This is a genomic window from Marinobacter sp. SS21, assembly GCF_028369065.1.
Classification (GTDB): domain Bacteria; phylum Pseudomonadota; class Gammaproteobacteria; order Pseudomonadales; family Oleiphilaceae; genus Marinobacter.
Map to the genome: position 1 here is coordinate 104,337 of NZ_JAQNDA010000009.1, position 19,974 is coordinate 124,310.

Annotated in this window: 18 protein-coding genes and 1 tRNA gene; 10 read left to right on the forward strand and 9 right to left on the reverse strand. The window is 60.0% G+C overall.

The window, feature by feature from the left end; all coding sequences use genetic code 11:
* Positions 1-36: 36 nt before the first annotated feature.
* Positions 37-246 carry a ribosome modulation factor gene (gene rmf / locus N6L25_RS13215; RefSeq protein ID WP_271981121.1) on the reverse strand — a complete coding sequence of 70 codons (210 nt, stop codon included), beginning with the start codon at positions 244-246 and terminating at the stop codon, positions 37-39.
* A 374-nt stretch (positions 247-620) separates the two neighbouring features.
* On the opposite strand from rmf, the gene rlmKL reads away from it, so the two are divergent.
* A complete protein-coding gene (gene rlmKL, locus N6L25_RS13220; RefSeq protein ID WP_271981123.1) occupies positions 621-2,807 on the forward strand; it encodes a bifunctional 23S rRNA (guanine(2069)-N(7))-methyltransferase RlmK/23S rRNA (guanine(2445)-N(2))-methyltransferase RlmL in 2,187 nt (728 codons plus the stop codon).
* A 15-nt stretch (positions 2,808-2,822) separates the two neighbouring features.
* Here the strand turns inward: rlmKL and N6L25_RS13225 are convergent, their stop codons facing one another.
* Both N6L25_RS13225 and N6L25_RS13230 read right to left on the reverse strand, forming a co-directional pair.
* A complete protein-coding gene (locus tag N6L25_RS13225) occupies positions 2,823-3,446 on the reverse strand; it encodes an outer membrane beta-barrel protein (RefSeq protein WP_271981125.1) in 624 nt (207 codons plus the stop codon).
* Between the two features lie 126 nt (positions 3,447-3,572).
* On the reverse strand, positions 3,573-4,058 hold the full coding sequence (locus tag N6L25_RS13230; RefSeq protein WP_271981127.1) for a hypothetical protein: 486 nt from the start codon (positions 4,056-4,058) through the stop codon (positions 3,573-3,575).
* Positions 4,059-4,161: 103 nt separating this feature from the next.
* Here N6L25_RS13230 and N6L25_RS13235 point away from each other — a divergent pair, with 103 nt between their 5' ends.
* The gene (locus N6L25_RS13235; protein WP_271981129.1) at positions 4,162-5,457 is read left to right on the forward strand and encodes a M18 family aminopeptidase; all 1,296 of its coding nucleotides are present in this window, start codon (positions 4,162-4,164) and stop codon (positions 5,455-5,457) included.
* A gap of 145 nt (positions 5,458-5,602) precedes the next feature.
* Here the strand turns inward: N6L25_RS13235 and N6L25_RS13240 are convergent.
* Positions 5,603-5,678 (reverse strand) — tRNA-Asn (locus N6L25_RS13240).
* A gap of 119 nt (positions 5,679-5,797) precedes the next feature.
* Between N6L25_RS13240 and N6L25_RS13245 the strand changes: the two genes are divergently transcribed.
* Entirely contained in the window at positions 5,798-6,805 is a 1,008-nt protein-coding gene (locus N6L25_RS13245; protein ID WP_271981132.1) for a YheT family hydrolase, read from the forward strand.
* 34 nt (positions 6,806-6,839) lie between these two features.
* Here the strand turns inward: N6L25_RS13245 and N6L25_RS13250 are convergent, their stop codons facing one another.
* Positions 6,840-7,469 carry an arylesterase gene (locus tag N6L25_RS13250; RefSeq protein ID WP_271981134.1) on the reverse strand — a complete coding sequence of 210 codons (630 nt, stop codon included), beginning with the start codon at positions 7,467-7,469 and terminating at the stop codon, positions 6,840-6,842.
* Between the two features lie 180 nt (positions 7,470-7,649).
* Between N6L25_RS13250 and N6L25_RS13255 the strand changes: the two genes are divergently transcribed.
* Positions 7,650-8,324 (forward strand): ABC transporter ATP-binding protein, encoded by a 675-nt coding sequence (locus tag N6L25_RS13255; RefSeq protein ID WP_271981257.1) that lies wholly within the window; start codon positions 7,650-7,652, stop codon positions 8,322-8,324.
* The gene (locus N6L25_RS13260) at positions 8,324-10,810 is read left to right on the forward strand and encodes an ABC transporter permease (RefSeq protein ID WP_271981136.1); all 2,487 of its coding nucleotides are present in this window, start codon (positions 8,324-8,326) and stop codon (positions 10,808-10,810) included. The genes N6L25_RS13255 and N6L25_RS13260 overlap by 1 nt, the downstream gene beginning before the upstream one ends.
* A 9-nt stretch (positions 10,811-10,819) precedes the next feature.
* Here N6L25_RS13260 and N6L25_RS13265 read toward each other — a convergent pair whose 3' ends face one another.
* The 3 genes from N6L25_RS13265 to N6L25_RS13275 form a co-directional block, all read right to left on the reverse strand.
* On the reverse strand, positions 10,820-11,611 hold the full coding sequence (locus tag N6L25_RS13265) for a substrate-binding periplasmic protein (RefSeq protein WP_271981138.1): 792 nt from the start codon (positions 11,609-11,611) through the stop codon (positions 10,820-10,822).
* Between the two features lie 237 nt (positions 11,612-11,848).
* Entirely contained in the window at positions 11,849-13,036 is a 1,188-nt protein-coding gene (locus N6L25_RS13270; protein WP_271981140.1) for an iron-containing alcohol dehydrogenase, read from the reverse strand.
* Complete coding sequence (locus N6L25_RS13275) at positions 13,036-13,581, reverse strand: hypothetical protein (protein ID WP_271981142.1); 546 nt, start codon at positions 13,579-13,581, stop codon at positions 13,036-13,038. The genes N6L25_RS13270 and N6L25_RS13275 overlap by 1 nt, the downstream gene beginning before the upstream one ends.
* A gap of 220 nt (positions 13,582-13,801) precedes the next feature.
* Between N6L25_RS13275 and N6L25_RS13280 the strand changes: the two genes are divergently transcribed.
* Entirely contained in the window at positions 13,802-14,734 is a 933-nt protein-coding gene (locus tag N6L25_RS13280; protein WP_271981144.1) for an alpha/beta fold hydrolase, read from the forward strand.
* A gap of 23 nt (positions 14,735-14,757) precedes the next feature.
* On the opposite strand, the gene N6L25_RS13285 is transcribed toward N6L25_RS13280, so the two are convergent.
* Complete coding sequence (locus N6L25_RS13285; protein WP_271981259.1) at positions 14,758-16,002, reverse strand: M48 family metalloprotease; 1,245 nt, start codon at positions 16,000-16,002, stop codon at positions 14,758-14,760.
* Between the two features lie 273 nt (positions 16,003-16,275).
* Between N6L25_RS13285 and N6L25_RS13290 the strand changes: the two genes are divergently transcribed.
* The 4 genes from N6L25_RS13290 (at position 16,276) to htpG (ending at position 19,973) form a co-directional block, all read left to right on the forward strand.
* Positions 16,276-16,998 carry a DUF599 domain-containing protein gene (locus N6L25_RS13290; protein ID WP_271981146.1) on the forward strand — a complete coding sequence of 241 codons (723 nt, stop codon included), beginning with the start codon at positions 16,276-16,278 and terminating at the stop codon, positions 16,996-16,998.
* A 36-nt stretch (positions 16,999-17,034) separates the two neighbouring features.
* Entirely contained in the window at positions 17,035-17,505 is a 471-nt protein-coding gene (locus tag N6L25_RS13295; RefSeq protein WP_271981148.1) for a PaaI family thioesterase, read from the forward strand.
* Positions 17,502-17,936 (forward strand): PaaI family thioesterase, encoded by a 435-nt coding sequence (locus N6L25_RS13300; protein WP_271981150.1) that lies wholly within the window; start codon positions 17,502-17,504, stop codon positions 17,934-17,936. Before N6L25_RS13295 ends, N6L25_RS13300 begins: the two co-directional genes overlap by 4 nt.
* Before the next feature lie 144 nt (positions 17,937-18,080).
* Positions 18,081-19,973, forward strand: a complete 1,893-nt coding sequence (gene htpG, locus N6L25_RS13305; RefSeq protein WP_271981152.1) for a molecular chaperone HtpG — start codon at positions 18,081-18,083, stop codon at positions 19,971-19,973.
* Position 19,974 lies beyond the last annotated feature (1 nt).

Below are 19,974 nucleotides of genomic sequence, written 5' to 3' on the forward strand. Positions count from 1 at the left end.
TCAGACGCTCAAATGCCAGGGTCTATTGCTCGTCTATCAGGCGGTTACATTGGACATTTTATGGATGCCTGATACTCCGGTCATGCCCTCCCAGTTATCTGTTCGGCCTTCGCGCCACCCATTCAGCCATTCTTGTCTCAATTCAGCCTGTTCTGCTGGGCAGCTGTCTTTTGATTTTCCGGACACTCCGGCCATATATCCCCGTTTGAATGCGCGAGCGTACACATCTCTTTTCTGTCTCTTCATGCTGTTCCTCACATGATGGATTTAATCAGAGCAAATCAATGCACACCTGCCGTGGACCCTTCCGAAACCGGTGTTCTCACTCGAACCCACACGGATCATTCCGGATGAAACCAGGGCAGTCAGGATCCTGTTGCTGGAGCTCATCGTTGGCTCCAATATCTGACGCGTCACCTACAAGGTATGATGAACTCTGCGCGGATGTACACTAATTATTTCATCTAGATGTCGGCTTCTTTATGTTTGTATGAAATAAAGAACACCGGTTTACCTTTGCCAGCCCGGCCTTAACGGGGGCGGACAACGGTAAATAGCAGGGAAGCGGAACGCCATTTCTGGCAGACTATGCCGGCGATCGATAATCCGAGGAGTTTGAGTTGTCCAACCAATTGTTTTTTATCAGCTGCCCCAAGGGGGTGGAATACCTTCTGGCGGATGAGATGGCCACACTCGGGTTGGAGCCGGTGCGTAATGCGCCTGCCGGCGTATGGGCTAAGGGCGAGCTGAGCGCGGGTTATCGTGCCTGCTTGTGGTCCAGACTGGCCAACCGCGTCATTCTCCAGCTGGACGAGATCGACGCGGGCTCCGTGGATGCCATGTATGAGGGCGTGCTGGCGGTGGATTGGAGCCAGCATCTCGCGGTGACAGCCTCCTTCAAGGTGGCCTTTTCCGGTCAGAGCCAGGTTATCCGCAATACCCAGTTTGGCGCCCAGCGGGTGAAGGATGCGGTGGTTGATAAGTTGCGAACCGCCAGTGGCGAGCGGCCTTCGGTGGCGGCGACGGACCCGGACTTGCTGATTTCCGCACGGTTGCACCGGGGCCGATTGGCACTGGGTATCGACCTGAGCGGTGACAGCTTGCACAAACGCGGTTATCGCACCGAAAAAGGTGCGGCACCGCTCAAGGAAAACCTCGCGGCGGCTCTGCTGCTGCGCGCGGGTTGGCCGGACATTGCGCGCCAGGGGGGGGCATTGGTGGACCCCATGTGCGGTTCCGGGACTCTGGTTATTGAGGCCGCGATGATGGCCTTGGACCTGGCGCCGGGACGACAGCGCCAACGCTTTGGCTTTGAGCGATGGCTGGGGCATCAGCCCGAGCTGTGGTTGGCGTTGCGTCAGGAGGCCGAGCGCCGGGCCGATGAGGGGAAATCCATGGCGGCCCTTAAATTTGCCGGCTTTGACCAGGATCCGTCGGTGATCGCCACCGCCTGGCGCAATGTCCAGCGGGCCGGTCTGGAGGGCGTCGTCCATGTCGAGCGCCGTGACGTTGAGGCGCTGGAACTCGACGCCCAGCCGTCCGAATTTGGCCTGGTGGTGACCAACCCGCCGTATGGGGAGCGATTGAATGAACGCCGTCAATTGCCTGAGCTTTACCGCCAATTGGGAGCCTCGGTCAAACGCTGCGCCACCGGCTGGCGACTGGCGGTGTTTACCGGCGCTCCGGAGTACGGCAAGTACATTGGCCTGCGCAGTTTCAAGCAATACAAACTGTTCAATGGCAAGTTACCGGCACAGCTGTTGCTGTTCAATGTCGACCAGGCCAGTGAAATGATTCCCCGGGACGGCGCAGAGTCGGGAGTATTGCTGCCCCGTGTGCGCAACCCTGAGCGCGCCGCCATGTTCGCCAATCGCTTGAAGAAAAACCTGAAACTCATTGGCCAGTGGGCAAGAAAACAGAACATTGACTGCTATCGACTGTACGACGCCGACATGCCCGAATTTGCGCTGGCGATCGATCTCTACCACGACTGGGTGCATGTGCAGGAATACGCGGCACCCAAGTCCGTGGATGCCCGAGCGGCGCGGGATCGCCTTGCTGAAGCCTTGGCGGTGATTCCCGAGACGCTCGGTATCGAGCCGGACCGGATGGTGTGTAAGCAGAGGCAAAGGCAGTCGGGTGTCAGCCAGTACGAGAAGCAGGGGGCATCCGGCGACTTCATGACCGTCCATGAGTATGGCTGCCAGTTGCGGGTCAACCTGAAGGACTACCTCGATACCGGATTGTTTCTGGACCACCGGCCCGTTCGCCACTGGATTCAGCAGCATGCCGCCGGCACACGTTTTCTGAATCTGTTTTGCTACAGCGGTGCGGCGTCGGTTCACGCCGCCGTGGGCGGGGCCCGTCGTTCGTTGAGTCTGGACATGTCAAACACCTATGTGCGCTGGGCGCGGGAAAACCTGGCGCTGAACGGCGCCAGCCGCCAGGCCCATAGGGTGGAGCAGGCGGACTGCCTGAAATGGCTGGCCCAGCCGCCGGCCCGGGGCGAAGAGTTTGACTTGATCTTCATGGATCCACCCACCTTCTCGAATTCCGCCAGGATGGCCGACGTGCTGGATATCCAGCGCGATCACGGTCAGCTCATCCGCCAGGCCATGGCGCGTCTGGCGGAGGATGGCTTGCTGATTTTTTCCAACAACTTCCGTCGCTTCAAGCTGGATGCCGAGCTGGAGCAGGCGTATTCGATAGAGGAAATCAGTCCGGCAACCATCGACCGGGACTTCAAGCGCAATCCCAGGATTCACCGGTGCTGGCAGATTCGCCACCGCGCGGTGTTCCGCCGTTAGCGGGGGCGGGATCATTCAGAACTCGTAGCGAACACCGCTGGAGAATTGGAAGGTATTGGCGCCGGTGCCGGTGTCCTTGAACAGGCGGCCCCCTTCCAAGACCAGGTAGGCGTTATCGAACACCTGGACGTCGGCGCCAATGATCCAGCTAACGCTGAATTCGCTGTCCGGGTATTTGCTTTCCAGATCTGCGTAGGGCGAGGCGTCGTCCGGATCGGCTTGGCGGGCCAGCCCCTTGGCCGTCAGCTCGGCGTCTCCACTGATGTGGGAAAAGCCGAACTGGCCGTAGACATTGGCGTAGGAGGTGACTGGATAGTGGAGGCCAATGTACCAGCTGGCGAAATAGTCGATGTCCAGCTCCAGTTCGCCGTCCACGGTGCCTTCCGACAGGCCTCCGCCGGCGCGCAGCTCGGCATGGAACAGCTCGCTAAGGTGCCCGCCCACCACCAGGGTACCGGCATTGCTCCACGCTGCGCCTTTGGTGGTCTCGCCGATGGAACGATGGTTCAGCGCCGTCGCCAGCAGGCCAACGTAGTGCAGTTCTTCCCGGAGCACCTGCTCGTCCGCCAGAACCAGGGGGGCTGGCAGCAGAAGGGCGGGGGCGAGGGGCAGCGCAAGAGCGGACAACAGCTTGTTCATGGTAATGGTGGTTCCTGGCAATAGGCGGAGTCTGGCAGATTCTGCCTTCTGTAACCGAATGTTGCGTCGACTCAGGTCACAAATAGTCGAGCCCTGTGCGGTGCTGGCGTATCAAAGGGTGGCGAGTCATTGCGGGGCGATAAGACCTTCGTCCTGCGCCAGCAACAGTAAGGCAAAGACACCGTTCTCCGGCAATTGGGGGTCCAGGCCCTGCTGGAACATCAGGTCACGGCGGCGATCCTCGATGTCGTGGCGATCCAGTCCGGTGATCAGCTCACTGACCGGCGCCAGCTCGAACGGGGATTCCATGCCCACCGCCTCGAAAATCAGGTCCACCAGGGTTTCATCGGGATCGAGGCCGTCGGTGTACACGGTTTCGTCGGGCAGGTCTTCGTGCAGCGCGCGGGCGAGTTCGATCAGGGGCACGCCCTGTTCCTGCAGCAGCTGCAGGTCTACATCCGGGGGATCGAAGTCGGTGGGCAGCCAGCTTTCGTCCGGCTCGATCATCACGGTTTTCAGGCGGCCATCGGCCAGGGACCAGGCGATGGCGGTGGGGAAAAACACCTCATCGGACTGGCAGTATTCGATATCGAGAAAACGGGGAACGGACACGTGAACTCCTGCCTGCGGCTAAGGGCCAGGGCATTTCTGTGTTATCGGAAGACATGGCATCATGCCATACTATTACACTGATTTTCAGCTAATTAGAGGCATCATGGAACACCAGGACTTTAATCAAAACCTGCTCACCTTTCTGGAGCGCTCGCCAACGCCCTGGCACGCGGTGGCGCGAATGGCGGAACAGTTGGATCAAGCCGGGTTCCAGCGGCTTGACGAGCGGGATGCCTGGCAGCTGGAATCTTCTTGTGGCTACTACGTGGTCCGTAATGGCTCCTCACTGGTCGCGTTCAGGACCGGGTCCGGACGGCCCATCGAGCGGGGCATCCGGATGGTGGGTGCGCATTCCGACAGCCCTTGCCTGAAGGTAAAACCCAACCCGGAGATTCGCCGCAAAGGCTACTTCCAGCTGGGGGTGGAGATGTACGGTGGCGTTCTGCTCAATCCCTGGTTTGATCGCGATCTGTCCCTGGCCGGACGGGTCACCTATCTGGATAACGCCGGCCAGGTTGCCGATACCCTGGTGGATTTCCGCAAGCCCGTGGCGTTCATCCCGAGCCTTGCGATTCACCTCGATCGGGAGGCCAACAACAGCCGTTCGGTGAATCCTCAGACTGATCTGCCCCCGATCCTGATGCAGGTGCCTGAGAGCGATAGCACCAGCTTTACCGACCTGCTGAAGGCGCAAATTGCAACCGAAAGCCCGGGTCTCGAGGTAGATCGGGTGCTGGGCTATGAGCTCAGCTTCTACGATGCCCAGCCTCCCAGCATTGTGGGGCTGCGGGATGAGTTCATCGCGTCGGCGCGGCTGGATAATCTGCTGAGCTGTTATATCGGCATCCAGGCCCTACTGGCAGGAGATGGCAGCGAGCCGTCGCTGTTCGTCTGTAACGACCATGAGGAAGTGGGCAGTGTGTCTGCCGAGGGGGCCCAGGGCCCCTTCCTCAGTTCGGTGCTGGAGCGCTGGTGCGGAAATGAGGACAAAACCCGGATCATTGCCCGCTCGATGATGATTTCGGCGGACAATGCCCACGGCATCCATCCCAACTACATCGACCGGCACGACGCCAATCACGGCCCGGTGATCAACCAGGGGCCAGTCATCAAGGTCAACCACAACCAGCGCTACGCCACCAACAGCCGATCGGCAGCCCTGTACCGTCACATCAGTGACGAGCTTGGTTTGCCTCACCAGAGCTTTGTGGTTCGCAGCGATATGGCTTGCGGCAGCACCATCGGACCGTTGACCGCCGGGATGTTAGGGATCACTACACTGGATATCGGTGTGCCGCAATTCGGCATGCATTCGATTCGTGAGTTGGCTGGCGCCAGGGACAGCTACACCCTGTACCAGGTTTTAAGGGCGTTTATGAACCGGCCGCAGGTGGGTTGATATTGGTCGGCTGTTGTCAGGCTGGCCCTGCTCATGAGGGTAGGGCTTGCCTGGCGGGCACAAGTCGTCGTAAAAAGGACAGTAAGGCGCGGTTATCGGCGATCCAAAAAAAAGCCGCTGAGGTGCAGCGGCTTTTTCGAATAGGTGGCTCCCCGAGCTGGGCTCGAACCAGCGACAAACGGATTAACAGTCCGTTGCTCTACCAACTGAGCTATCGGGGAACAGCATCAGTGAGGCGCGCATCATAAGGGCTTTATCGGTTCGGGTCAACCCCCTGAATTAAATGGTTAAATCTTGTTCAAAATTGATTTGTCATGGCTGTACCAGGCAGGATTGAAGTATGAACAGTTTTTCGCATGAACCCCATCCCATTCCACTGGGCACCGGCCACCGGGTGTACCACTATCGCCCCCCTGGCTGGCTACGCAGCGGCCATCTGCAATCCGTTTGGCCCACCCTGTTTCGCAACGTATCGTTGATGGAACCCGAGCAGGAACGGGTAACAACTTCAGACGGCGACGAGCTCCACCTGGACTGGTATCGCAGCGGTCATCGCCGACTTGCGGTTTTATCCCATGGGCTGGAGGGCCACAGTCGCCGTCCTTACATGCTGGGGTTGGCAAGGGCCCTGCTGCGGGCGGGTTGGGATGTGTTGGCGTGGAATTTCCGTTCCTGTGGCGGTGCAATGAACCGGTTGCCGCGTTTCTATCACAGCGGCTCCACCGAAGATCTGGCCCGCGTTGTCGAGCATGCCTTGCAGAAGGATTACAAAAGCCTGGCGTTGTCGGGCTTCAGTATGGGGGGCAATCTCACCATGCTGTATCTGGCTCAGCAGGCGGCACAGTTGGATACCCGTATTCGGGGAGCGGTGACGTTTTCCGTCCCCTGTGACCTGGCCGGCAGCGCCGAGGTGTTGGCACGGCCGTCCCGGCGCATTTACATGCAGCGGTTCCTGCGGGATCTACACCGTAAGATGTTGGTGAAGGCCGAACGCTTCCCCGGTGTCATCGATGTTGAGGGCTTTTCCCGTATTCGCACCTTTCGAGAGTTCGATGACCGTTATACCGCACCGCTGCACGGCTTTCGTGACGCCGAGGATTATTGGGCGCAGTGCTCCTGCCTGGGTCGCCTGAAAGCGATACGGGTGCCGTCGTTGATTGTTAATGCCGTGGACGATCCGTTTCTGTCGCCGCAGTGCTTTCCTCGGGACGGTAGAGTGCTCGGTAGCTCGGTGACTCTGGAAGCTCCGCGATGGGGCGGGCATGTGGGGTTTGTGGAACATGCCCGGGATGGTTACTACTGGTCGGAACGTCGGGCGGTGGCGTTCCTGGATTCGCTGGTGAGCTAGAGTGCCGTCTGGTTAATTCGCTGACAAGGGTGCGTCACTCCAGCAAGATCTCCAGGTGCGGCCAGACGTTGTCCAGCATCCGGGGTTGGGCCTCGGCGGTCGGGTGAATGCCATCACGCTGCATCATGCCATCCCGGTTGTAGATGCCGTCGAGAAAAAATGGCACCAAGGGCACCTGAAAACGCTCCGCCAGGGTGGGATAGATATCGGCGAACACCGAGGTATACCGAGCGCCATAGTTGGGCGGGATGCGAATGCCAACCAGCAGGGGCCGGGCACCGGCATCCTGGGACAGCGCGATGAGCCGGGACAGGTTGGATTCAATGATCGACGGTGGAAATCCCCTGAGGCCGTCATTTCCGCCGAGTTCAATGATCACCACATCCGGTGCGTGCCGTGCCAGCAACTCGGGCAGTCGTCGCAGCCCGCCATCGGTGGTTTCGCCGCTGATGCTGGCATTCACCACCTGCCAGTTGGCCAGTTGGGCATTGGCCAACCGCTGCTGCAATAACGATACCCAGGCTTTCTCCAGCTGAACGCCGTAGGCCGCGCTCAGACTGTCGCCGAGCACCAGTACGGTACCCTGGTTTGCTTGCAGGGGCACTGCTAACGCCGTGAGGATGAGAAAAACGGTTGCTCTAAGCGTGGTTTTTACCGTATCCATAAGTCTCTTCGCGAGTGACGAATTCCATCAATTCCGGCTGCGGCAAAGCAGCCTAAAGATACCGTTCAGGTACAAGGAGTGGTAGTGAGCGAATCTCTCAGTCAATCTGGTGCTTGCAATCAACCCAGCGCTTGCAATCAACCCAGCGCTTGCAAGCAACCCTCCGCTTCCCGGGACACTCTGTTGAAGGTGTCTGAACTAACCCACCAAGTGAACCTTGGCTCTGATACGTTAACGATCTTGCAGGGCGTCAACTTCGAAATCAAGCGGGGCGAATCGGTGGCCATTGTGGGCCGGTCCGGGTCTGGCAAGACCACCTTGCTGGGGCTGATGGCTGGGCTGGACAGTCCGTCCCAGGGGCGCATCGAGCTCGATGGCGAAGCCATCAGTGAACTGGACGAAGACCAGCGCGCCCGGTTACGGGCTCACCGGGTGGGATTCGTATTCCAGTCGTTCCAGTTGTTGCCGGCGTTGTCGGCACTGGAGAATGTGATGTTGCCGCTGGAGCTGGCTGGCCACCAGGCCCCGGCGGAGCAGGCTCGGGACCTGCTGCATCGGGTCGGCTTGGGCGAGCGCCTGCTACATACACCCAGACAGCTTTCCGGTGGTGAGCAACAGCGGGTGGCAATCGCCCGGGCATTTGCGTCCAACCCTTCGGTGCTGTTCGCTGACGAGCCCACCGGCAATCTCGACACCCACACCGGCCGTACCATCTCCGAGCTGTTAATGGCGCTGAACCAGGAGCAGGGCACCACCCTGATACTGGTGACCCACGACGACCAGCTGGCCAGCCGATGTCAGCGCCGGTTCGCCATCGAAGCCGGTCGGGTGCAGGAATTCGAGGGAGCACTGTGATGCATAGCCGGGACAAACTGGCATCGGCGCGACGGGACCTTAGGGAGCGGGATGTCCGGGTGGTCATTCTCGCATTGGTGGTGGCGGTGGCCACCGTGGCCACCATTGGATTGTTCGCCGCGTTGCTGCAGAAGACGCTGGTCACGTCCGCCAGTGCGTTTCTTGCCGCAGACCGACAGCTGGAGGCAGAGCATGGTCGGCCGATACCGCAAGCCTGGTGGCAGGAGGCCAGCGAGCGGGACATCCGGACCGCCCACATGGTGCGTTTCTCCACCATGGTGTTTGGCGACGCGGGCTTTCAGTTGGTGTCGGTCAAGGCGGTGGACGATCATTACCCGCTGCGTGGCGAGATTGAAATGCAGCCGGATGCGAGTGCCGACCGGGAATTCGTCGGTCAGGGTCCGCGGCGAGGCGAAGTCTGGTTGAATCCTCGTTTGATGCGGCTGCTGGCGCTGGCGGTAGGGGATAGCCTGGAAGTCGGGAATCTCAGCTTGACGGTGAGCGGTCTGCTGCTGCGGGAGCCCGATGGCGGATTCAGCATGGCGTCGTTGGCGCCAAGAATCATGATGCACGCTGACGATGTAGCCGCCACAGGGGTGATCCAGGAAGGCAGTCGGGTGGAGTACGTGGCGTTGTTTGCCGGTGACGAGTCCGCACTGGAAGGGTACCACCAGTGGCTGCGGCCGCAGCTGGAGCCCGGTCATGAGTGGGAGAGTGTGCGGGATGGCGAAACCCTGTCGCGATCGTTGCAACGCGCGGAGCGTTTCCTGCTGCTCGGCGGCAGCCTCGCGGTGGTGCTGGCGGCGGTGGCGGTCGCGGTTGCCAGCCGGGAGTATGCGCTGGGGCAGCGGGATACCGTGGCTTTGCTGAAAACGCTTGGAATGACCGGTCCGGGCATCGGGCGCCTGTACCTGCGCCGGTTACTGCTGTGGGGCAGCGCGGGCTGCCTTGGTGGCCTGCTGGTAGCGTTGCCGGTGTACTGGGCGATGGCGGAGGTCCTGGAGCAGGTGCTGGCGCGGCCCATCGACAGCACGCTGGAGCTCCGGGGGCTGGTACCGGCGCTGGTGACGGCGCTGGTGTCGCTGTTCGCCTTCGCCTATCCCCCAGTGCGCCGTCTTCAGAAGGTGCCCGCCATGTGGGTTCTGCGTAGCGAGCCGGGTGAGGCCAGCCGCAGGGCCTGGTCGGACATGCTGTTGGCCGGTGGCGCGATCGCGGTGCTGGTTTGGCTGTATGCGCAGGAAGTCTCATTGGTGATGGCTTTGCTGGCGGGCTTGACCATGCTCTTGGCGGTGTTGGCCCTGGTGGCCTGGGGGTTGATCCTGGTGTTGCGTCGGGTCGCTGGTGGCGCCACGGCCTGGCGTCTGGCGCTGGTGGCGCTGTATCGCCATCGTCGCAGTACCTTGTCTCAGATCTCGGTGTTCGCCATGACCATCATGCTGGCATCTACACTGTTGCTGGTGCGCACATCCCTGCTCAGCGACTGGCAGAACCAGCTTCCTGAGCAGGCGCCAAATCACTTCCTGATTAATATTGCACCCTCGGATGTGGCTGGCGTCGCGGCCTTCTGGAGTGAACGCGGCTATCCCCTGGAGGCGCTGTATCCCATGGTACGAGGTCGACTGACCGAGCTTAACGATCAGTCAGTGCGGCAGGCGGTCAGCAAGGATCGTGAGGTTCGTGAGCTGAATCGGGAACTGAACCTGACCTGGATGGCTCGGCTACCGGAGGACAACCAGATCGTGGCGGGGCGGTGGTTTGATGACGGCGCAAGGGTAGGTGTCTCGGTGGAGGCCCAGCTGGCGGAGCGGCTAGGCTTACGAGTCGGCGATCGGCTCGGGTTCACCGTTGGGTCCGAGGTGATTACTGAACCTGTGACCAGTATTCGGACGGTTCAATGGGACAGTATGAAGCCCAACTTTTACATGGCCTTCCCTCCAGACAGTGAGTTGCGCAGGTTGCCGGCGACGTGGATGACCAGTTTCCACCTGCCCAGCGAGCGGAAGTCGGCGTTGAATGAATTTGCGGTTCGTTATCCGACGGTATCGGTGCTGGAAGTGGACCATATCATCGAGCGGATCCAGGCCATAGTGCGTCAGGTCACTCAGGCGGTGGAGGCGATCCTGGCACTGATCCTGGCGGCCGCTCTGGTGGTGATGGCGGCGGTGGTCAGCGCCACCCTTCGGGACCGACAGCGTGAAGGGGCGTTGTTGCGTACCCTGGGTGGCCGGCAACAGCTGCTGGTACGCAGCACTATGTTGGAGTTTGCGCTGCTGGGGTTCATTGCCGGCGTGCTTGGGGTGCTCGCGGCAGAGGCCGCCGTGTGGGCGCTGCAACAGCGCATGTTCGAAGGGGATGTTCAGTGGCATTGGGGGGTTATTCTGCCCATTCCGCTGGTGAGTTCGATGCTGCTGGCGGTGTTTGGCCGCTGGCAGTTGGCGCCAGTGTTGAATGTCTCGCCCATGCTGTTGTTGCGCAGGCTGGAGTGAACCGGCCGTTTAACGGTAGGCCGAGAGAATCTGTTCCAATTCTCCGCTTGCTTTGAGCTCCGCCAATTTATCGTTGAAGGCGGCGACAAAGCCGTCCAGGTCCCTGCGGACCATCAGCCGAAAACCATAATCACTCAAGGAGTTGGCGGTGGCTTTAAGCATGCCGTCCATGCTGGGGTGGTTACGGATGATCCATTGGCCGACCAGGCGGTCAGCGATGGCCGCGTCGAAACGATCGCTGTCCAACAGGTAGCGGAACAGGTCGACATCGTCGTTCACATCGAAGCGTTGGGCGAGACCGTGGTCGAACATCTGTCGTAGCGCCGGGTAGCGGTAGCCCAGGTGGGTCACGATGGTCTTGGCTTCGAGATCCATCGGGGTCTGGAACTGAAATTCCTTGCCGGCGGGATAGAAAAAGACTTCCTCAACGTTAACAATCGGGTCGGTGAACAGGAAGCGGTCCGGCTCCTGAGTCCATTCGATGGCGCGGGGCGTGGCGTCCACATAGCCTTTGTACACCAATTCATCGACCCGTTTACGGGGGATCTTGATGGGGGCGATCTGGTATTGCAACTGCTCCGAGATGCGCGCAACCACGTCCCAGATAATCCCTGACATCCGGTCGTCGTCGATGATCAGGTACGGCGGGTAGCCTTTGGGAGACACGTTAAGCCGCAGGATGCCATCAACTTCCGTCGCGGCACTCTCGGAGACCGGCGTCTCGTTTGCCCAGGCTTCCGTCGCAAGCAGCATGGCTGCCGTGGCGAAAAAGGCCTGAAAGTGGCGTGACAGAGCGGACATAGGCGCAGGAACCCTGGATTCTGGATAGGTTAAGGTCCAGCATGGCGGGACCGGTTTAGCCCTTCTCGGGCTGCTACGGCTCTACGGTGAGCTGTTGACGGCTGTGTCGTTGCATCCATGCGCCACTACCGGAAGTATTAACGTCTGCCCGGCTGAATTCAATGGCTTGGGGTAAAAAGAATGGGAGGGGGGGGCTGTGACCCGGACGGATTGCCGGGCCACAATAAGGCGACGTGATTAGGCCCAGGCTTTGCGCAAAATCGCCTGCGCATCCTCCAGCGAGGCTTCGCGAGGGTTGAACATGATGGAGCCGTCGTCCAGCGCCAGCGCGGCGATGGCGTCGAGTTGCGACTCGTCCACCTTACCGGTTTCCTTCAGGGTGCGCGGCAGCTTGCAGTGCTTGTACAGGGCATCGCGCAACCGGCGAATGGCCGCAATCGAGGCCTCGGCGCGGCGGTTGGCCGGCGTGGCGGCATAAGCTTCCGGACCCTCCAGGTAGAGCAGCAGATCGCTCAGGGGAGCACGGATGCTTTCCAGGTTATATTCCAGCACGTAGGGCAGGTACAGGCTCATGCACAGGCCGTGGGGCAGGTGACAGATCGCGCCGGTCGCGTGACCCAAGGCATGGACCAGGCCAACCATGGAGTTGGAGAAGGCAATGCCGGCCATGGTCGAGGCTTGAGCCAGTTCCAGTCGGCCGTCGGCGTCTTTGGGGTTGTCCATGACGCTTAGCAGGGAGCTGCTGATTTTCTTCACCGCAGCGGTAGCGTAGGCGTCGCTGAGCGGATTCTTGGCCATGCAGGTGAAGGCTTCGGTTGCATGGGTCATGGCGTCCATGGCGGTGGCTGCAGTAATGTGTGGCGGCAGCGTCAGCGTCATGCGCGGGTCAATGATGGCCGCGTTGGGCAACAGGAACGAAGAGGTAAACGGCAGCTTGACCGATTTCTCGGTGTCGGCAATCACCGCGACCGCGGTCACTTCGGAGCCGGTACCGGCGGTGGTCGGCACGACAAAGAACGGCTTGAGGGCACGCTTGAGCACACCGGCACCGGCGTATTCGGAAATATCGTCGCCGCCTTCCGAAACCAGAATGTTGACTGCCTTGGCGGTATCAATGGCGGAGCCGCCGCCGACGGCAATGATCGAGTCGCACTTTTCGCTGCGGTAGACCTTGGCGATGTCCCGAACGACGCCGGTGGACGAATCCGGTGGCACGTCGTCGTAGATGCAGACAATTTCCAGGTCGCTCTCTTCGCAGGCGGCCACGACGGGCTCCAGCAGACCGGCGGCGCGAACGCCTTTGTCGGTGATGATCATCGGCCGTTGTGCGCCCAGGCCGCTCAGTTCGTAAGGAATGTGCTCGAGTGCCGCTTTGCCGGCGATGACTTTAACCGGACAGAAGAATTCATAGTATTTGTTTGTCATTACGCTACCACCGTCTCAACGAATTGGGTTGCCACCTTCAGGTAAATCCTCGCCGCATTGAGGACCTTCTCGGGCAGGTGCAGGTTCTTCGGGTACTCCTTGATCGCGCGCTCGGCAATCAGGCGGGGCAGGATGAAGGCCTCCAGTCGGTTCAGTACCCGGGTCATGCGAATGGCGTAGCTGATGTCGCCGTCCACCAGCATGCGGTCGTTGGCAAACGCCACAGAGGTTTTCTCCTGAAACGAGAGCACCAGAAACGCATGGGCAATGTGCTTGAACTTAATCGACAGGTCCACGGGGCGTGGGGCCTGGCCACGGTGGTACCGGAAGCGACCTTCGCCCAAGTGCTCGATGATCAGTTTGGCGCCATTGGGCATCACCATCATCTCGAACAGGAAACCTTCAGGTAGGCTTTTGGCTTCTTCCCGTACCGTGGAATCGATTTCACTGATGGCCTGCAGGGCATTGCCCATCACCTGGAACATCAATTCGACGTACAGGCGCCGGGCCTGGAAAGCCATGGGTTGCATTCGTCTGGCTAACATGGAATTCGTCCGGTTGTTGTTAGGGTAAATCGATTTTTAGAGTTTTTGCTCTAGATGTCAATGCGAAAGCTGACGCAGCATCGCCGTCAGCCCGGCAACTGTCCCCCCGAGTGCCGTAAAAGTCGGTCTGAAGGGCTAATCTGATAGCAAAGGCAATTGTTCAACCGGTGCTTTTCAAAGAAGATACGTTGCAATTGTCACAGAAAGGGGGCGGAGATCCGTGGCCAAACACAGCAACCACCAACTACCAAGGCAACTGCAGCCCTGGAGTTATCGCACATCCATCGGATTTACCCTGCGTGGCTGGCGGACCGAGCCCAGCGGGCGGCCGCTGATTCATTTTGTCCACGGCAATGGCTATGCGGGGCTGGTCTATGAACATATGCTGGCGCCGTTGCTTGATCACGCCGATCTTTTTATCAGCGATGTCCAGGGCCATGGTGACAGTGACCACGGTGGCCGCTTTCACGGTTGGAATGGCACGGCTGCACTGTGCGAAGAGGTATTGCGTCACCATTTACCTGACTATAGGGACGGGGAGGGCAAACCGGTGCCGGTGCTGGGACTGGGCCACAGTTTCGGTGGCGTGATGACGGCGCTGATGATGGCGCGCTCATCGGACCTGTTTCAGCGGGCGGTGTTGCTGGACCCGGTGTTGTTTTCTCCCAACATGCTTCGGCTCATGGCGCTGTCTGGGGCCGTCGGCCTATGGAAGCGCAACGCCATGGCCAGCCGCGCGCGCAAGCGACGAGCCCACTGGCCGGAGCCGCAGCATGCCCTAGAGAATTTTCACAATCGGGGGATATTTCGGGGGTGGGACGAACGCAGCCTGAAGAGCTACCTGGACCACGGTCTGAAGCCGGCGGAACAGGGTGGGGTGACCCTCAAGTGCCGGCCCGAGCGTGAGTCGGAAGTCTTTGGTTCGTACCCACGCCGGCTGTGGCCGTTATTGCGACGAGTGAAGACTCCGACCCACATCATCTATGGCAGTAAGACCTACCCGTTCGTGGGGCAGTCTGCGTTGCGGTGGCAAAAGCAGTCCTCGCTGGTGACAGCGGAACGGGTGCCCGGCGGCCACTGCTTCATGCTGGAGCGGCCTGAAGAAATCGCCACGCTGGTTCTGGATCGTTTGAACCTGAGCCCCGCCGCCTAAGTAGGCGGTGGGGCCTGGAGGAGCTAGCCCTGACTCAGTTTGGCGAGCTTGCGGCGGGCTTCCTCGCCCACACTGCCGCCGGCTTCCGCCGCGGTGCTGTAAAGAGCGACGGCGTCATCCCGGCGGTTTTCCCGCACCGCGATGTCTCCCAGGCGAAGGTATCCGATGGCGGTTGGCACAAGGCGGTTGGCGTCCGTGATGTCACTCTTGGCCAAGGCCAGGTCGCCTCGGCCATAGGCATTGAGTCCCCGCTGAAGGCGGTAGCGGAACATTTCCGGATACAGTGACACCGCCTTGTCGAAGTCCTCGGCGGCGGCGGCCGGTTTGTCCAGGTGCTCCAGTAACTGGCCGCGCAGGGCATAGAACATGGCTTCGCCAGGCTCCAGTTTGATGGCTTTATTTACGTTGGTCAGGGCGTTCTGGAAATTTTCGCTCTGGATCTGCTTGATGGCGTCATCGTAGGCATCGTAGGCCGGCTGGCGGCTTCTCAGGAAGGCCAGTCGCTTTTCGAACACATCCCGTCCCCGGTAGCCGTTGCTACCCAGTTCCCGGGCCAAGGCCAGATTGCGGTTTACCCGTTCCTGGGAGGGCGGATGGGTCGAAAACAGGCTGGTCAGATAATTACTCTCCTGGCCTTTGGACATTTCCACGAACAGTTGTTGCAATTCCACGGCGGCCATCGGGTCGTAGCCTGCCTCCACCATGTAGCGAATGCCATAATGGTCGGATTCCAGTTCGTCCGACTGGCCATACTGGGCCAGGGCCAGTTGTGCGCCCATGGCGGCACCGCCCATTGCCATCTGCCCCCACTCGGAGTTAGCCACCGCCATGCCAACGCCAGCGATACCTGCGTTGATGATCATGCCGGTCTGCATACGCTGGACGCTGTGGCGAGCAGCGGCGTGGACAATTTCATGTCCGAGCACCGAGGCCAGCTGGGCCTCGTCTTCCAGCTCCACCAGCAGTCCCCGGTTGATGGCAATCTTGCCGGAAGGCAAGGCCCAGGCATTGGGAACGCCGTTGTTCAGCACCACAAATTCGTAGGGCATATCGGGACGGTCACTGACCGCCGCGAGTTTTCGGCCCACATCCCGGACATAGATGGTCAGCTCAGGGTCGAGATAGAACTGCCCGCCCTGGGTTTGTTGGGTGGGTACGTACTGTTCCGCTCCGAGCGACCATTCCTGGCTCTCGGAAATCAACGACAGCTGGCTTTCTCCGGTTACCGGATTCACCGCACACCCGGTCATCAGCCCCATGGCAAGCATCAGCGCTATCCAGCGCAGGTAAAAGCGGTTTCTCACTCTTCACTCCCTTCCATACTGATTGGTCTTGTTGGCAGCCACCCTCTAAGATGAGGTGTAGGCAGATGCCCTGGGTATTTCCCTGTTTCACCCTTGACGCCCGCTAGGCCCCTTATACCACATTCCCGAAGTCAGGATGAGGTTCGTCCTGGCGGCTTGTGGAGCGCCAGGGTCCCTTCGGGTATGATGCGCGTCTTGCCTCTGAGTTTCAGTCCCTGGTCCCCGGAACCTGTATTAATGACCGAATACCTGGATTTACTGGCGCTGGTCTGGTTTGTGATCTGCTGGCTGGGTTATAGCACCTATTCCAAGAGGCGTGCGGACGATCGTCCTTGCCTGTCCAACACCCTGGACCTGTACCGGGAAGACTGGATGCGGGTGATGTTGCGGCGGGAGAACCGCATCTCCGACGCCTCCGTTGTGGGCAACCTGGAACGGAACGGCGCCTTCTTCGCGTCCAGCTGCCTACTGATTCTGGCCGGTATCATCACCGCTCTGGGCTATTCCCAGGAGGTGATGGAAATCTTCAGCACCTTGCCGTTTGGCAGCCTGCCCAGTCGGGAAATCTGGGAACTGCGGATGGTGGTGCTGCTGATCGTCTTTATCTACGCGTTCTTCAAGTTCACCTGGTCGATGCGGATGTACAACTTTGTCTCGGTGTTGATCGGCGGCGCACCATCGCCGGGGGACAAGACGGTCAGTCCCGCAGCCCGCGAAGCCTTCGCCCAAAGTGCCGCCAAGGTCTGCAACATGGCTGGGGATACCTTCAATCTGGGGCTACGCTCTTATTATTATGCGCTGGCGGTGGTCGCCTGGTTCATTCACCCGGCGGCCTTTATCGCCGCGTCCACCCTAGTGGTGGCGGTGCTGTATCGCCGGGAGTTCCGTTCCGAGGCGTTGACAGCGCTGCGCGCCGGCAAGGTGTTCGAGGAGCCCGAAGGGGCCGCGGACAAGCCCTAACCATCAGACAGCAAGACGACGTAAAGGCCCACAAGCATGACCAATAACACACGTAGAGACCGGGTGAACCGGTTTATCGACACCCTGGCCCAATCCCGGGCGCTGGGGCTGACGGTGGCAGAGGCCGATGAGAACCGGCTGGTTTTGTGTCTGCCTTACAGTGAGCAGATCGTCGGCAACCCGGAAACCGGGGTGATCCACGGTGGTGCCATTACAACCCTGATGGATACCGCTTCCGGCTCGGTGATGATTTGTGCCTTACCGGAGTTCGAACTGTGTCCGACCCTGGACCTGCGGGTGGACTACATGCGTCCGGCGGAACCCCATCGGCCGGTTTATGCCCGGGCGGAGGCTTACCGGGTCACCCAGAACATCATATTCACCCGTTGCGAGGCCTATCAGGATACCGACAAGGTGATTGCCCACTGTGTCGGTACCTTTATGCGCATAGGCCAGGAGGCCACGCCGAAGTCCTTTCGCGACCTGATCGTTGGAGGAGAGGCATGACCACCGCCGAAGTCTTGCGTTACACCCAGGAAACGGGCGATTTTTCCCGGTTGCTGGGGGGAATTCCCTATGCCACGTTCATCGGGCTGCAGTGCGAGCGGTTTGGAGACGACCTGATTTTCCGCTTGCCGCGCAAAGATTCCAATATTGGTAACCCGATCCTGCCGGCCATCCACGGTGGCGTGATCGGTGGGTTCATGGAACTGTCTGCCGCCATCTACCTGATGATGTCCCAGGAAGTGCTGCGGATGCCGCGAATTGTCGACTTCTCCCTGGATTACCTCCGTGCCGGCCTCGACCGGGAAACCTACGCCGAATGCCGTCTGACCCGCCAGGGCAACCGGGTCGCCAACGTCATGATCACCGCCTGGCAGAAATCCCGCAGCCAGCCCATCGCCACCGCCCGCGCTCATTTCCTGCTGGAAGACTAGAGCGCTGAGCGATTAGGGCTTGAAATGCTCCCGTCCGGCCCCACTTCTGATTGCATCGAATAAGTGTTGAAGGCGACGACCGGCCAACGGTTGTCCGGTGGTCGCCTTCCGTGTGTTTCATTGCAGTTAGGAGACTATCAAGCCATGACGGTTGAATCACAAAAAGAAACCCTGGGATTTCAGACCGAGGTGAAGCAACTGCTCCACCTGATGATCCATTCCCTCTATTCCAACAAGGAAATCTTCCTGCGCGAGTTGATTTCCAACGCCTCCGATGCGCAAGACAAGCTGCGTTTTGCGGCCCTCAAGGACGACTCGTTGTACGAGGGTAACCCGGATTTGAGCATTCGTCTGGATTACGACGAAGCGGCCAACACCGTAACCCTCACCGACAACGGCATCGGTATGTCCCGCGACGACGTCATTGCCAACCTGGGTACTATCGCCAAGTCCGGCACCGCTGAGTTCCTCAAGCAGTTGTCCGGTGACGAGAAAAAAGACAGCAAGCTGATTGGTCAGTTCGGGGTCGGCTTTTACTCTGCCTTTATCGTGGCGGATCGCGTCGAAGTCTTTACCCGCAAGGCCGGTGCTCCGGCGGAAGAGGGGGTTCATTGGGAATCCAAAGGCGACGGCGAATTTTCCCTTGAGCCAGTCACCCGTGAAACCCGTGGTACTGAAATCGTCCTGCACCTGAAGGCCGACGAGAAGGAGTTTGCCAGTGGCTGGCGCCTGCGGTCGCTGGTGAAAAAGTACTCCGATCACATCTCCTTCCCGGTCATCATGAAGGTGGAAGCCACCGAAGAAGGCGAAGAGGCGAAGGAAGAGACCGTCAACGACGCCACCGCCCTGTGGACCCTGCCGCGTACCGAAATCAAGGACGAGGAGTACAAGGAGTTCTACAAGCACATCGGCCACGATTTCGAAGACCCGATGACCTGGTCCCACAACAAGGTGGAAGGTAAGCTCGATTACACCAGTCTGCTGTACCTGCCAGCCCGGGCGCCGTTTGATCTGTACAACCGGGAAGCACCCCGTGGCCTCAAGCTGTACGTGCAGCGCGTGTTCATCATGGACGATGCCGAGCAGTTCCTGCCGTTGTACCTGCGCTTCACCAAGGGCGTCATCGACTCCAACGATCTGTCCCTTAATGTATCCCGTGAGATCCTGCAGAACGACAGTACCGTGGAGAGCATCAAGTCCGCGCTCACCAAACGTGTGCTGGACATGATGTCGAAGCTGGCCAAGAAGGAGCCGGAACAGTATCAGAAATTCTGGGACGAGTTCGGAACCGTGCTGAAGGAAGGTCCGGCCGAAGACTTCGGTAACCGTGAGAAGATTGCCGGCCTGCTGCGCTTCGCCTCCACCCATACCGGCGAAGCCAGCCAGAACGTGTCGTTGGATGAGTACATCGGCCGGATGAAGGACGGCCAGAAGAAGCTGTACTACATCACCGCCGACAGCCACGTCGCCGCCAAGAGCAGTCCTCACCTGGAGGTGTTCCGCAAGAAAGGCCTGGAGGTGCTGATCCTCTCCGATCGCATCGACGAGTGGATGATGGGCTACCTCAACGAATACGACGGCAAGCCGTTCCAGGACGTGGCCCGTGGTGAGCTGGACCTGGGCGAGACCGAGACCGAAGAGGACAAGAAACAGCAGGAAGAGGCCACTAAGGCCCACAAGGACCTGCTGGAGCGCATCCAGAAAGCCCTGGAGGACCGGGTGCAGGAAGTGCGGGTCACTAACCGGCTGACGGACTCTCCGGCCTGCCTGGTGGTGGGCGACCACGACATGGGCGCGCAGATGAAGAAGATCATGGAAGCGGCGGGCCAGAAAGTGCCCGACAGCAAGCCGATCTTCGAAATCAACGTCGACCACCCGTTGGTGCAGCGTCTGGAAAGCGAGCAGGGCGAGACTCGATTCGGTGAATTGTCCGCGGTACTGTTCGACCAGGCCACCCTGGCCAGTGGTGAGCAGTTGCAGGACCCGGGGGCTTATGTCGCCCGCTTGAACCGACTGCTGCTCGAACTGGCCAACTAAC

What these genes read in the sequence shown, in the direction of transcription:
- rmf (WP_271981121.1), bottom strand. Translation starts at nt 246, where the DNA reads ATGAAGAGACAGAAAAGAGATGTGTACGCTCGCGCATTCAAACGGGGA.
- N6L25_RS13250 (WP_271981134.1), bottom strand. Translation starts at nt 7,469, where the DNA reads ATGGATACGGTAAAAACCACGCTTAGAGCAACCGTTTTTCTCATCCTC.
- N6L25_RS13235 (WP_271981129.1), top strand. Translation starts at nt 4,162, where the DNA reads ATGGAACACCAGGACTTTAATCAAAACCTGCTCACCTTTCTGGAGCGC.
- N6L25_RS13270 (WP_271981140.1), bottom strand. Translation starts at nt 13,036, where the DNA reads ATGACAAACAAATACTATGAATTCTTCTGTCCGGTTAAAGTCATCGCC.
- N6L25_RS13265 (WP_271981138.1), bottom strand. Translation starts at nt 11,611, where the DNA reads ATGTCCGCTCTGTCACGCCACTTTCAGGCCTTTTTCGCCACGGCAGCC.
- htpG (WP_271981152.1), top strand. Translation starts at nt 18,081, where the DNA reads ATGACGGTTGAATCACAAAAAGAAACCCTGGGATTTCAGACCGAGGTG.
- N6L25_RS13225 (WP_271981125.1), bottom strand. Translation starts at nt 3,446, where the DNA reads ATGAACAAGCTGTTGTCCGCTCTTGCGCTGCCCCTCGCCCCCGCCCTT.
- N6L25_RS13295 (WP_271981148.1), top strand. Translation starts at nt 17,035, where the DNA reads ATGACCAATAACACACGTAGAGACCGGGTGAACCGGTTTATCGACACC.
- N6L25_RS13290 (WP_271981146.1), top strand. Translation starts at nt 16,276, where the DNA reads ATGACCGAATACCTGGATTTACTGGCGCTGGTCTGGTTTGTGATCTGC.
- N6L25_RS13275 (WP_271981142.1), bottom strand. Translation starts at nt 13,581, where the DNA reads ATGTTAGCCAGACGAATGCAACCCATGGCTTTCCAGGCCCGGCGCCTG.
- N6L25_RS13285 (WP_271981259.1), bottom strand. Translation starts at nt 16,002, where the DNA reads ATGCTTGCCATGGGGCTGATGACCGGGTGTGCGGTGAATCCGGTAACC.
- N6L25_RS13245 (WP_271981132.1), top strand. Translation starts at nt 5,798, where the DNA reads ATGAACAGTTTTTCGCATGAACCCCATCCCATTCCACTGGGCACCGGC.
- N6L25_RS13260 (WP_271981136.1), top strand. Translation starts at nt 8,324, where the DNA reads ATGCATAGCCGGGACAAACTGGCATCGGCGCGACGGGACCTTAGGGAG.
- N6L25_RS13300 (WP_271981150.1), top strand. Translation starts at nt 17,502, where the DNA reads ATGACCACCGCCGAAGTCTTGCGTTACACCCAGGAAACGGGCGATTTT.